This is a genomic window from Terribacillus sp. AE2B 122 (genome assembly GCF_902497585.1).
Taxonomy (GTDB): domain Bacteria; phylum Bacillota; class Bacilli; order Bacillales; family Amphibacillaceae; genus Terribacillus; species Terribacillus saccharophilus_A.
In genome coordinates this window covers 189,832-202,974 of record NZ_LR700944.1, presented here as the reverse complement: position 1 = coordinate 202,974, position 13,143 = coordinate 189,832, and the positions used below count along the sequence as shown (strand labels likewise).

Below are 13,143 nucleotides of genomic sequence, written 5' to 3'. Positions count from 1 at the left end.
GAGGAGAAAAAATGGCTGAACAATTGAAGTTAACCAAAAAAGATCGTGTTTCTATTTGGTGGCGCTCCACTTTCATTCAAGGCTCTTGGAACTATGAGCGTATGCAAAACGGCGGCTGGGCATTTTCCATGATTCCCGCAATCAAAAGATTATATAAAACAAAAGAAGATCGTGCAGCTGCATTGCAGCGTCACTTGGAGTTTTTCAATACACACCCATATGTAGCTTCACCGATCATCGGTGTAACTCTAGCGCTTGAAGAAGAACGTGCTAATGGTGCGCCTGTTGATGACAAGGCCATTCAAGGGGTTAAAGTCGGTATGATGGGACCTCTAGCCGGTATCGGGGATCCAACCTTCTGGTTCACGGTTAAACCGATCCTTGGTGCATTGGCAGCTTCTCTTGCTTTGACAGGTAACATACTAGGCCCAATTCTTTACTTTGTTCTTTGGAATCTAATTCGTATGGGATTCACATGGTATACACAGGAACTTGGTTACAAAGCTGGTTCCAAGATTACCGAAGATTTATCTGGCGGACTGCTGCAGGATATCACCAAAGGCGCCTCGATACTCGGGATGTTCATACTCGGGGCACTGGTAAACCGATGGGTATCCGTCGCCTTTACGCCGACTGTATCGGAAGTTCAGCTCGACGAGGGTGCTTATATCGACTGGGATGAATTGCCGGGAGGCACCGAAGGCATGAGGACGGCCTTGGAACAGCAAGCCGCCGGCCGATCATTAAGCGACACTAGTGTAACAACTTTACAAGATAACTTGGACAGCTTGATTCCAGGTTTGGCTGGACTATTGATCACATTGCTTTGCATGTGGCTGCTTAGAAAGAAAGTTTCTCCGATTGTGATGATCCTTGGATTGTTCGTAATCGGTATTGGCTTCCATGCTATCGGCTTGATGTAATAAGTAATTCTATATGTAATATAGAAGTACCTCCTGGTATGATGAACTTATCCATCCTAGGAGGTACTTTTTCATACAGCAATATGGAAGAAGTTATAGAAATCTCATCACTTAGGATAAAGCAATAAATGAAGGTACATATAAATCTTAGGAGGCTGCTTATGCTTACGATCGGTTATATCGGAAATGGAAAAAGCACGAACAGATATCATCTGCCATTCGTTCTGCAAAGAGAGAATATAAAGGTAAAAACAATTTATCGAAGAAATCCTAACCACGATAATTGGGATAAGCTTGCAGGAGTAACCTACACTTCAGATTTAGATGAATTACTGAATGACAAAGATATTCAGCTCATCGTAATTTGTACAAAACATGACAGCCATTACGAATACGCAAAACTTGTATTGGAACATAACAAACACTGTTTGGTTGAAAAGCCATTTATGGAAACTTCAGAACAGGCAAAAGAGATTTTTGCATTGGCAAAAGAGAAGGGATTACTTGTACAGGCGTATCAAAACAGACGTTTTGACAGTGACTTCTTAACTGTTCAAAAGGTTATCGAAGAGGGGAAAATAGGGGACTTGCTGGAAGTGGAAATGCATTACGACTATTATCGTCCCGAAGTACCCGAAGCCGCTGATTCCTTTGATCCTGCTGCGTCTTATTTATACGGACACGGCTGCCATACACTAGATCAGGTTATCAGTTATTTTGGCAAGCCAGACCATATCCATTATGATGTGAGGCAGTTATTGGGACAAGGAAGAATGAATGATTATTTTGATTTGGATCTTTATTACGGGACGTTAAAAGTATCCGTAAAATCCAGTTACTTCAGACTGAAAGAAAGACCTAGCTTCGTCGTTTATGGTAAAAAGGGAAGCTTTGTGAAGGAAACGAAAGATCGTCAGGAAGAACATTTAAAGCAATTTTATATGCCTGAAAACAAGGATTTTGGAATCGACACACTAGATCATTATGGTGTACTGACATATGTGGATGAAGATGGTACCATCCGCGAAGAAAAAGTGAAATCGGTAAATGGAGATTATGGAAGAGTATATGATGACATTTATGAAGCTGTCATTAATGGTAAAGAGAAAACCATTACGGATGAACAAACTGTGCTGCAGATGGAAATGTTGGAGACTGGGGTTAAGAACTTAAAGTAAAATGAAGTACGAATAATATGGGGGAGAGGAGTTAGCGCCAGCTAACTCCTCTTTACTATGTGTTGGTCGACTCCCGTATATCCTTTAAGAATCTTTTCCTCATAAAAGCAGATAATAACTCCATACATCACATTGAGGAGAAGATTATGCAAAAAAAAGGGAAAGGTTTGTCTGCTTCACAGTTAACAATGATGGCGTTGGGGAGTGTAATAGGAGGTTCATTCTTCCTTGGTTCATCAGTAGCAATCCGAGCAGCGGGACCTTCTATTATAATTGCTTATATTTTGGCAGGGGTGCTGGTCTACTTCATCTTGTATGCTTTGTCAGAGATGACGGTGGCCAATCCTTCCATGGGATCATTCAGCACCTTTGCTGCCCAGAACCTTGGGCAAGGAGCAGGATTTGTAGTTGGCTGGCTTTATTGGACGGGCACCATATTGTCTATGTCCAGTGAAGCTACTGCAATCAGTATTTTGTTCAGGCAGTGGTTTCCCAATGTCTCCATTGCGTTGTTAGGGAGCTCGGTTATTATTGGCGTGACGCTTATTAATTTATTGGGCGCTGATAAACTAGGCAAGCTGGAGAGTGCGCTTTCTGGTGTGAAAATATTTGCCATCATCTTCTTTATCGTTACAGCAATTGTATTGATCTTTGGATGGCTTCCAGGATCAGCACCGGTTGGAGCAGGGGCGCTGACGGATGAACCGCTGATGGCGGGAGGTCTTCGTGGTCTTGCCGGAAGTATGCTGCTAATCGTTTTTGCATATGCAGGTTTTGAAATTATCGGACTTGCTGCCTCTGAAGCGGAGAATCCACGTGAAACAATTCCAAAAGCAATTCGTTATACAGTTTTTTCGCTGGTTGGTTTATATGTTCTTTATGCTGCTGTATTGCTGCCGCTTATTCCAACTGCATCACTTAATGAAAACACCAGTCCGATGGTCGCTTCCCTTAATCGCTGGGGCATTGGCTGGGCAGGGACTGCTATTAACATCGTCCTTATTTCGGCTATTCTTTCGGCGATGCTGGCAGCAATCTTTGGACTTGGAAGAATGATTCGATCCCTTACCGACGAGAGACATGCACCGAGCTGGTTAAGAGATAAGGGAGATGTCCCTTACCGCGGGATTCTGTTTTCCGGACTTGCTATGTTGCTCGGGCTGGGGTTTGGTCTTTTGTTTCCAAGAGCGTATTTAGTTTTAATCAGTACCGGAGGTTTTGCTTTAATCTTCACTTACGCCGTCATCATGGCAAGTCATATCCGCCACCGTAAAAAGCACGGCTGTCCACCGAATGGTATTTGCCAAATGCCGGGGTTTCCCTATAATTCCTGGATAGCTCTAATAAGCATGATTATCGTCTTGCTCTGTATGCCTTTTGTTCCAGGACAGGAAACAGGCTTGATTTCAGGGATTGTCATGGTTGTATTTTATACGCTTGTCTATTTGGCTATAAGATCACGTAATCGAAGGAAAGCAGGTTTTGGGCCGCCTCTGCAAAACTTGGTCACGGAATTTTCCGAAGAACTGACTGAGGATGCAGAGGGAAAAGAGAAAGAATGAGATCAAAGAAACCGCAGTATCCCAAAAGGATGCGGTTTTTTTGTCTTAAGACTGATATGCGATACCTAAATCTAGCGATACAAGAAAACGTTTAGATTCTCATTCTTATCAGTTGTAGCAAGTAGCACGTTTTTTACTTCTGTTTGGTACGCACTATTTAAATAAGACACAACCCACGCTTCATCCTTTGTGGTTTCTGCCAGTTCTTCATAAATAATTTCCCCATCTTTTATAATCGTTCGCGGCAAGTAAAAAGGCTGCATATTTATCTGCATCGTCTCTGGTGTGACAGGTTCATATTTAGGATCTAAAAAGAAAGATATTCTTCCTTCCGCTTCCCAAAGCGCTAAAGCCACTTTTTTTACGTCCACTACTTTTCCTTTTCGTAACTCTTCTAATAGAACATCAATCGATATTCTGGCATGGCGCAAGCCTTTATAGAGAATTTCTCCATCCCGGACAACTGGGATAGGCTTATGATTGATTAACTTCCGAAACCAAGGCCACTTCAGAATAAGGAAGATTCCTGAAAGGTATAAGAGCACCAATACAATAGTTGTGATGAGGGAGCCTTTCAGACCGAGTTCTTCGTCAGATAATGGATGGGCAATAATATTCCCAATAACTAAAGCAATAACAAAATCAAGAAGCCTTAGCTGTGAAATAGAGCGCTGTCCCAGCACTTTAGCGACTATCAATAAGAAGACAAAAGCAACAACTGCTCGAAGAACCCATTCAATAGAAGTAAGTGTTTGCTGGCTATGAAAAAAATCCAAATAAGGCACATCCTTTGTATAAGTGGACTATCTAGGTAGTAATTTATTTTCAAACGTTATTACTATTATTTCCCAAACAAACCTTTGGTATCCTTTAAAGGATACATATTCGCAACTATTCTATACACTATTCATTAACTGAAGAGATCATAGCTATACCATGATATCAAGGTCTGCAAAGAGGTTTTTTGACTAGCGTACTTCACGCCATAGTAGCCTTAACGCAATTCTTAATTTGATTTCTTGAATCAAGAAACCTACTAGTGAAAACTATCAATTCAGCTGACTTTTTAAGGATATTATTCCCAATATATTATTTTACAAATAGTGGTAAAGTAGTTGTATAATAAATAGTAAGGGAGGTTTGTATATGGAGCGTCTTGATGTAGCAGGTCATCTGGATAATTGGTCAGTGAGTATTCGACTCAACAAAATAGAAGCTGCACGCAGCATTTACGAAGAGTTGAGTAAACACACGATCGATTATGATTCAGAAACATTTATCACATTTTCATTAATGGAAAGCCGTTACCATTCTATGCTTGAAGATTTTCAGGAAAGTAAGCATTCGTTAGCGAAAGCCCGAGAGCACGAAGAGAATTTCACAGAGCTACATAAATACCAGCTTTTCTTTGCTGAAGGGATCATCCACTATTATGAAGAGCAGTTTCAAGATGCACTAGTTAGTTTGGAGCAAGCCGAAAAATATATTACCCCCTCCATGGAACCAGCAGTAGTAGGAGAATTTCATCTTATTAAGGCGATGGTCTATTATTTCCTCGATATTACAACTCTATCTGCTGTACATGCAGCAACGGCAGTAGAAAAGCTAAAGTCAATTGAAGCATTTAATTTCCTGCTGGCTCGATCAGAATTAATCCAAGGCATGAACTACTTGGATTTGTCTGATTTCGAAATGGCGGAAGAATACCTGCACAAAGCATTATCAACTTGTAAAAGAATTGAAAATCAAAGTCTTTTAGCTTCCACAAACCTGAATCTAGGACTCTTGTATGTCACACGTGAACTGCCCGCAACTGCTATTCGCTATCTGGAAGATGCATTAGCGGGAAAACAAGAGCGTATCGAATTGAAAGTTTTATATCTGTTAGCCGACTCTTATTGGAAAACCAATCAAACCACGAAGGCTATGCACGCATATAAAAATGGATTTGATAAGAGTATTGATAGTGATAATACTAATATGAAATGGGAATTTGCCATGCTGCACAAGAAATATGAGGATAGAATTAATTTCGAGAGTGTTTGGCAAGAAGGTATAGAATATTTTCGAAAAATTAACGATTTATTCAATGTTAGGCACTATTCAAGGGAACTAGCTCAGTACTATACTGATAGTAAGCAATATGAGCTTGCGACGAAGTACTATATCTTGACTCTAAAATAAGGAGACGATTTCATGAAAAAAGTTGTATTTTCAGTAATACTAATTGGGACAATCGTTATCAGTGGTTTAGTCGGGTATGGTAATCAAGAGGGCTTAGCAAGTAAAAAAGGTGATTTTGGCAGCGTTATATCTTCTTTGAATTTACTAGATAAATAATGGACAAACCTTCCTTTGAGGAAGGTTTGTTTTTTGTTCAGATTCTCTCTTCAAATACACTTACGACACCTTCCTAGAAACTAATTAACAGGCTTTTATCAAGAAGTAATCTCTCTTGATGATTTTTAGTTAGATAAAAAAATGTTGACGCTTACATTTTTGTGTTTTATACTGAAGTCAGTTAAATAAAACCATTAGACATGTGACTGGTAATGCAGGCAGGATCTAATACGGCAAGTTTTCTTCATTTGCCGTATTGGGTCCTTTTTTGTTTTCTTTCTACCCGTCGCATCGAGGAAGAGAGGGTTAGGAATGGATTACAAACAAGTCGCAACAGACGTTTTGCAGCATATTGGGGGCAAGGAGAATATCGCGCATCTTGGACACTGCTCGACGCGTCTGCGTTTCTCACTCGTCGATAACAAGAAGGTCGATATCAAAGCGCTGGAAAGTACGCCAGGTGTCATCGCTGTCCGCATGACAGCACAATGCCAGGTTGTTATCGGGAATGATGTTGTCGAGGTGTATGAGGAGCTGCAGAAGCTTGTTGGAGACGTTGGCGGGGAAGAAGCAGCTGATCAGCCGAAAGAGAAGAAAAGGATCGGCGCAACGATTCTTGATTTCATTGTTGGTGTGTTCCAGCCGCTAGTACCAGCTATCGCAGGCGGCGGTATCCTGAAGTCACTTTTACTCTTGCTTGCTTTGTTCGGAGTCATGGATTCCGACAGTCAGACGTACCAGATTCTGAACATGGTCGGGGATGCGCCGTTATATTTCCTGCCATTGTTAGTAGCAGTTACGGCAGCTAATAAGCTGAAAGTAAATGCACTCGTTGCTTTATCAGCTGTCGGAGCTTTGCTTTTACCGAATATGTCTACGATGCTTGCTGAAGGAGCGCAGCTGTTTACATTTGATCTGAAGAATATAGCGTATGCGTATCAAGTCTTCCCAGCTATCTTGACTGTCCTGTTATATGCACAGATGGAAAAGCTGTTTACACGCATTTCACCGAAGCCGATTCGGATTTTCTTCGTACCAATGATGTCTCTGCTTATCACTGTTCCGATTGCCTTACTCCTTCTCGGTCCAGCAGGTTTCACATTTGGTCAAGGCTTCGCCGGTGTAATTCTTTGGGTATTTGAGTATGCTGGCTGGCTGGCAGTAGCACTGCTTGCTTGCGTGCTTCCATTCATGGTTGCGACTGGCATGCACAAAGCAATGATTCCGTACGCTGTTTCTACTATGGGAAGTCTTGGCCGCGAAGCACTTTATATGCCTGCTTCATTAGCACACAACATCGCGGAAAGCGGTGCCTGCTTTGCCATCGCACTGCGCACGAAAGATAAACGCTTGCGTACTACCGCTATTTCAGCTGGTGTCTCCGCATTCTTCGGTATCACCGAGCCAGCATTATACGGGGTCACCTTGCAAAATAAAAAAGTGCTTGCGAGTGTTATGATAGGAGCATTCACAGGCGGTGCCTTCGTTGGCATCATCGGTTTGCAGGCATATGTTCTGGTAGGTCCTGGACTGGCAAGCATGAGTATGTTCCTGTCTGAAGATCTGCCCCGTAACTTCTTGTATGCTGTAATTGGATTTGTCCTATCATTCGTCGTCGCATTTGTCGCTGCGTTCATCCTTGGTAAAGACAAAGAACAAGTGCAGCCAGAGGAAGAGAAATTTTCTGAGAAAATCGGAAGAGGTGAAACTTTCACCAGTCCAGTAGCCGGAAAAATGATACCGCTATCACAAGTGCAGGATGAAGTTTTCTCTTCCAAAGCAATGGGGGATGGAATCGCAGTTGTCCCATCTAAAGGAGAGCTATACGCACCGGTAGACGGCGAAATCTCGATGATATTTGAAACAAGCCATGCACTTGGCATGAAAACAGAGACTGGGGCAGAAATATTGTTCCACGTGGGACTAAATACAGTTCAGCTAGGTGGCGAGCATTTCACACCGCAGGTCAAAGTTGGAGATCAAGTAAAAGAAGGCGATGTGCTGCTCACATTCGATCTTGAGAAAATCAAAGCAGCCGGCTTTGATCCAGTCACACTCGCAATCATCACGAATACCGACAAATATGATGTTCAAATCACCAAACAAGAAAACGTTACCCGTCAGGATAAGCTGATGGTCATAACCCAACTAGGAGGCTGAAACAGATGACATTTTCAAAAGATTTCTTATGGGGCGGCGCTATTGCCGCAAATCAAGCAGAGGGTGCTTGGAATATAGATGGTCGAGGTATGAGCGTAGCGGATGTAGCGAGCTACCGTTCTGATCTTAGTCTTGATGATTATGAAGGCCATTTAGCGATTAGCTCTGAGGTTGTTCAAAAGGCAATGGATGATCCAACCGATAAATATTATCCGAAACGCCGCGGTATCGATTTCTACCATCATTACAAAGAGGATTTGGCGCTGTTCGCTGAAATGGGCTTTAAAGCATTACGTGTCTCCATCGCCTGGAGCCGTATATTCCCAACAGGAGAAGAACAAAAGCCAAACGAAAAAGGCCTGCAGTTCTATGACAACCTGTTCAAGGAAATGAAAAAGTACAATATCGAGCCAATCGTGACACTATCCCATTATGAGATGCCTTTGGCTCTCAGCGTGAAATATAACGGCTGGGTAGAGCGCAAAGTAATCGATGACTTTGTCCGCTTCTCAAATGTGTGCTTCAATCGCTATAAAGATTACGTGACATACTGGCTCACTTTCAACGAAATCGACAGCATCAACCGTCACCCGTTCACAACTGCCGGCATCATCCCGGATAAGTGCCCGGAAGGTAAGGAAGAAGAACAGGTATATCAAGCGTTGCATCACCAGTTCGTCGCATCAGCTCTTGTCACAAAAGACTGCCACGAGATCATCCCTGGCAGCCAGGTCGGCTGTATGCTGACGAAGCTGACCACGTATCCGAATACTTGTAAGCCAGAAGATGTGGAGATTACACTCAAGAAAAATCTACAGAACTACTTCTATGCTGACGTACAGGTATTCGGGGAGTACCCACGCCTGACACTGAAGAAGCTGGAGCTTAATGGTATCCACATTCAAATGGAAGAAGGCGACTTGGAGATTTTGAAAGAAAACACAGTTGACTATCTATCATTCAGTTATTACATGTCTCTGACAGAATCTGCTAAAGACGGCTTGGAGAGGGCAGCTGGTAACACGGTAACAGGAGTCAAAAATCCGTATCTTCCAGCTACCGACTGGGGCTGGCAAATCGATCCGGTCGGGTTGAAGATTAGTTTGTTGGAGCTGTATGATCGTTATAGAAAGCCGCTTATCATCGTAGAAAACGGTATGGGCGCAAAGGACGTCGTCGAAAGCGATGGCAGTATCCATGATGATTACCGCGTAAACTACTTCCGCGAGCATTTCCGTCAAATGAAGGAAGCGGTCGAGGAAGGTGTCGAGCTGTTCGGCTACACTAGCTGGGGTTCAATCGATATCATCAGTGCCGGTACATCCCAAATGTCGAAGCGCTATGGCTTCATTTACGTCGACCAAGATGACGATGGCAACGGTACACTTGAACGTACCCGCAAGGACTCCTTCTACTGGTACAAAAAAGTGATTGAAAGCAATGGGGAAGACCTCGACTGATAGATACACAGCAGAGGATAGGTGAGGCCGATGATTAAGATCAAAAAAGTGCTCAATTCCAGCGTTGTGCTGGTTGAGGGCGAGGAAAAGCAAGAATATATCCTATTCGGCAAAGGAATCGGCTATGGTCAAAAAGCCGGCAGCATCATCAAAGAGGACCAAGCTGACCAAACATTCATGCCGATTGAAAATATCAAAGCCAAGGAGTTCCTGCGCCTGCTGGACTCCATCCCACAAGCATATATTGACCTGACACAGCAGATTGTTCAGCATGCCGAGCAGCAGCTCGGCACAAAGCTGAACACCGGCATTTATTTCACGCTCATGGACCATCTGCATTTCGCGGTCGAACGCTATAAAAAGAATATCAATATCACCAATCGTGTGTTTTGGGAGATCAAGAATTTCTATCAAGAGGAATTTGAGGTTGGCACGTACGCCCTGGAGTTGATCAATAAGCAGTTCAAAATTGAACTGCCGAAAGAGGAAGCAGCCAATATCGCCTTCCACTTGATTAACGCCCAAGGCGAAAAGCAGGAATCGAACGACGGAATGAAATACGCCAAAATGATCGGCGGCATCGTCAACCTTGTCCGCTACGCCCTCCAAATCAAAATGGACACCGACAACATCCATTACGGCCGTTTCATCACGCATGTGAAATTCTTCGTCGAGCGTTTCTATGCCGACAGCATGCTCGACGACCCAGAAAACCTATTGTTCGAACAAATCGCCAACCTGTATCCGCAAGCCATGGACATCGCCTTCAAGATCGAGAACTACATCTCGCAGGTACACGGCAGTATGCTGCCGAAGGAAGAGCTTGCGTATTTGGCAGTGCATATCCATCGGTTGGCGTCTTATCAGCAGTTGAAATAAAAAAGAACAGTAAATAATCGAAACCCGATCTAATGCAAATCTTCCCAAACAGATTTGTAACATAGGTCGGGTTTTCTTTTAGGTGAATTCTCTTATCCCAGTCTCTTACTCATGTAAAAGTAATATATAACTCACGACACATTTCATAGAATACAATACAGATTATTTATTAGGTGTGTGCGATAGCTGAAATCTCGATCAACTGCTCTGGAAATGCCAGGTAGGTTACGCCGATGAGGCTGCCTGCTGGCCGGTGAGTATCTAGGTATTCCTTAAAGAGGTTGATAACGGACTCCGTATGCGCTTGGGGATTAGTTAAATAGATTTCCACATAAGCAAGGTTGGACTTTGTGGCATTCAATTCTTTCAGTACACGATCAAGGTTTTCGAGCGTTTGTCGCGTCTGGGCTTCGATATTGTCCTCGCCAATGAATGTGCCGTCCTCATTATGTGAAAATTGGCCTGAAACGTAAATCGTACCGTTCACGCTGTAGCCTTGACTGATACCGTGATCCCAAAGGTCATGATTATAAGTTTTAATATCCTTCATATTTTTCTCTCCTTTTATTTGAATTAAGGTAAGTATAGAATGAATAGGAAAAGGAAAATAGTACGCACTTTTTTGATAGATACTACCAGAAAGGATAGTGTTCATATGGGTATGGCTGATTATAAAGGGAAGGGGAATGTCCAGGAGGCGCCTTTTGGTTATACGCTGTCCGTTGTTGGAGGTAAGTGGAAAATGCTTATCCTTTATCTATTGGCAGAAAATCAACCCGTTCGTTTTAATGAAATGAATAGAAAATTAGAGCCAATCACTTTTAAGATGTTAAGTTCCCAGCTTAAAGAATTAGAAGCGGATGGGATGGTCACACGAAAAGAATATCCTCAAATTCCCCCTAAAGTAGAATACAGTCTCACGCCTAAAGCAGAAACGCTATTACCTGTTTTGGAGCAGTTATGTGAATGGGGAGAGAAAAACCGTAATAATTAACTCCTGTCAGTATAGCTGTCCAAATGACAGGTATTGTTCTAAAAGATTGAGTGAAGCTGATATGTAAATCTTTAAATAAAGAGCAGCCGATCACATAATATAGAAAATCCATATTGAAGAGAGCCCCTTCAGTGAGAGCAGAGGGGCTGTTCGTTTACTACATACATTTGGATTATGCTGAAAGTAATACATTACATAGCAAATGGAGAGTGCCAATCCAGGATAAAACGACAGTTCTTAAAACCCTGCAACATGTAAGAAGACCTAAATTCCTTTCTGTTTGAAACGGAATTTAGGTCTTCTTTTCTTTTTAAGTAAGAGCATTCGATAAACTATAATCCCCAATTACAGACTTCGTACTCATTACCAAATTACTGATAATGTAATCCATTACAAAATTAGCATATACCTCTGAATGCACCCATATCGTTAAAGTATCAATAAATCATACCAACTTAAGTTAAAAAGTTTTTTGAAAATGTAATCGATTTCATTTAGGCGCATACAATGGGTCTTAGGAAAGTAGGAAAAAAGTTGGCGAACATTCAAGAGGTTGCAAAACAAGCGAGAGTTTCTGTTGCAACAGTATCAAGAGTGCTCAATGGACAAAACACTGTATCTGAAAAAACAAGAAAAAAAGTGGAAGAAGCAATAAAGAAATTAAATTATGAACCTAGTATGTTGGGGAGAAACCTAAGAAATTCGGAAAGTCGGCTTTTCTTAATCTTAATTCCATCGATCTCCAATCCATTTTATCTAGAAATAATCAAAGGAATTGAAGCAGTTGCCATTAGCCAAAATTATAACATTCTTTTATGTGAAACAGATTCGAACCCTGAAAGAGAGAATATCTATTTCGATCTTGTTCGAAAAAAGATGGCTGATGGAATTATCTCAATGGACCCTACTGTAAATATAGAAACACTGAAAAATCTCTCGGAGAATCATGCAATTATTCAATGCAGTGAATATGAGGAAGGAAGTGGAATTCCTTATGTGACGATAGATAACGAGGATGCTTCTTACCAAGCAGTTAAGCACTTAATTCAAATTGGCCACAAAAACATTGCCTTAATAAACTCTGATGAAAAATACTTATACGCACGACAAAGAAAAATGGGTTATATAAGAGCTTTAGAGGAGTATGGTATTACTTTAAATAGTCAGTTTATCATTCTTACCCAGCATTTAGGATTTGAGAATGGCCAGCATGCAATGAAAAAGCTATTGAACCTTCATGATAGACCGACTGCTGTATTTGCGGTATCAGATCTTTTGGCTATTGGAGCACTTAAAGAGATAAATGCTTCTAGATTGCATGTACCAAGTGATATTGCCGTAGTGGGCTTTGATAAGATTGATTTTTCAAATATGACGAATCCAACCCTTACAACCATTGCCCAACCGATGTATAAGATGGGAACTGTTGCAGTAAAAATGTTGATTGATAAGATAAATGGAAAAGAAGTGGAAAGTATCATGTTAGATCATGAACTCGTGGTAAGAGAGTCAACATCTGGGCAATTCATCTAATATTAGCTCTCTGCTATTAAAGAGGTTAATAGCAGAGAGCTGACCTTAGATGTGAAATGTAATGTAACCGATTACAAATCACGTATAAGGAGCGTTTTTTCAAAAAACAAAGGG

Annotated in this window: 12 protein-coding genes; 10 read left to right on the top strand and 2 right to left on the bottom strand. The window is 41.7% G+C overall.

Annotated features, from left to right (window positions below; translation table 11 throughout):
- Nucleotides 1-11 precede the first annotated feature (11 nt).
- The 3 genes from AE2B122_RS09390 to AE2B122_RS09380 all read left to right on the top strand — a co-directional run bounded on the left by AE2B122_RS09390 (nt 12) and on the right by AE2B122_RS09380 (nt 3,663).
- Nucleotides 12-923: a PTS system mannose/fructose/sorbose family transporter subunit IID gene (locus AE2B122_RS09390; protein WP_095219870.1), complete on the top strand. Its 912-nt coding sequence runs from the start codon at nt 12-14 to the stop codon at nt 921-923.
- A 161-nt stretch (nt 924-1,084) separates the two neighbouring features.
- Nucleotides 1,085-2,101 carry an oxidoreductase gene (locus AE2B122_RS09385; RefSeq protein WP_095219871.1) on the top strand — a complete coding sequence of 339 codons (1,017 nt, stop codon included), beginning with the start codon at nt 1,085-1,087 and terminating at the stop codon, nt 2,099-2,101.
- A 146-nt stretch (nt 2,102-2,247) separates the two neighbouring features.
- Nucleotides 2,248-3,663 (top strand): amino acid permease, encoded by a 1,416-nt coding sequence (locus AE2B122_RS09380; RefSeq protein WP_175073891.1) that lies wholly within the window; start codon nt 2,248-2,250, stop codon nt 3,661-3,663.
- Nucleotides 3,664-3,734: 71 nt separating this feature from the next.
- On the opposite strand, the gene AE2B122_RS09375 is transcribed toward AE2B122_RS09380, so the two are convergent.
- The gene (locus tag AE2B122_RS09375) at nt 3,735-4,439 is read right to left on the bottom strand and encodes a DUF421 domain-containing protein (RefSeq protein WP_175073890.1); all 705 of its coding nucleotides are present in this window, start codon (nt 4,437-4,439) and stop codon (nt 3,735-3,737) included.
- 370 nt (nt 4,440-4,809) lie between these two features.
- Here AE2B122_RS09375 and AE2B122_RS09370 point away from each other — a divergent pair, with 370 nt between their 5' ends.
- The 5 genes from AE2B122_RS09370 to AE2B122_RS09350 all read left to right on the top strand — a co-directional run bounded on the left by AE2B122_RS09370 (nt 4,810) and on the right by AE2B122_RS09350 (nt 10,502).
- Nucleotides 4,810-5,847 carry a lipopolysaccharide assembly protein LapB gene (locus tag AE2B122_RS09370; protein WP_095269390.1) on the top strand — a complete coding sequence of 346 codons (1,038 nt, stop codon included), beginning with the start codon at nt 4,810-4,812 and terminating at the stop codon, nt 5,845-5,847.
- Nucleotides 5,848-5,859: 12 nt separating this feature from the next.
- The gene (locus AE2B122_RS09365) at nt 5,860-6,003 is read left to right on the top strand and encodes a hypothetical protein (RefSeq protein WP_175073889.1); all 144 of its coding nucleotides are present in this window, start codon (nt 5,860-5,862) and stop codon (nt 6,001-6,003) included.
- A 312-nt stretch (nt 6,004-6,315) separates the two neighbouring features.
- Nucleotides 6,316-8,163: a beta-glucoside-specific PTS transporter subunit IIABC gene (locus tag AE2B122_RS09360; protein WP_175073888.1), complete on the top strand. Its 1,848-nt coding sequence runs from the start codon at nt 6,316-6,318 to the stop codon at nt 8,161-8,163.
- A 5-nt stretch (nt 8,164-8,168) separates the two neighbouring features.
- The gene (locus tag AE2B122_RS09355) at nt 8,169-9,623 is read left to right on the top strand and encodes a glycoside hydrolase family 1 protein (RefSeq protein ID WP_175073887.1); all 1,455 of its coding nucleotides are present in this window, start codon (nt 8,169-8,171) and stop codon (nt 9,621-9,623) included.
- Between the two features lie 30 nt (nt 9,624-9,653).
- Nucleotides 9,654-10,502 (top strand): PRD domain-containing protein, encoded by an 849-nt coding sequence (locus AE2B122_RS09350; protein WP_095269384.1) that lies wholly within the window; start codon nt 9,654-9,656, stop codon nt 10,500-10,502.
- Between the two features lie 169 nt (nt 10,503-10,671).
- Here the strand turns inward: AE2B122_RS09350 and AE2B122_RS09345 are convergent, their stop codons facing one another.
- Nucleotides 10,672-11,052, bottom strand: a complete 381-nt coding sequence (locus AE2B122_RS09345; RefSeq protein WP_175073886.1) for a RidA family protein — start codon at nt 11,050-11,052, stop codon at nt 10,672-10,674.
- 105 nt (nt 11,053-11,157) lie between these two features.
- Between AE2B122_RS09345 and AE2B122_RS09340 the strand changes: the two genes are divergently transcribed.
- Together AE2B122_RS09340 and AE2B122_RS09335 are read left to right on the top strand one after the other, a co-directional pair.
- Nucleotides 11,158-11,496, top strand: coding sequence for a helix-turn-helix domain-containing protein (locus AE2B122_RS09340; protein ID WP_175073885.1), 339 nt, complete (start codon nt 11,158-11,160; stop codon nt 11,494-11,496).
- A 534-nt stretch (nt 11,497-12,030) separates the two neighbouring features.
- A complete protein-coding gene (locus AE2B122_RS09335) occupies nt 12,031-13,029 on the top strand; it encodes a LacI family DNA-binding transcriptional regulator (RefSeq protein ID WP_175073884.1) in 999 nt (332 codons plus the stop codon).
- Nucleotides 13,030-13,143 lie beyond the last annotated feature (114 nt).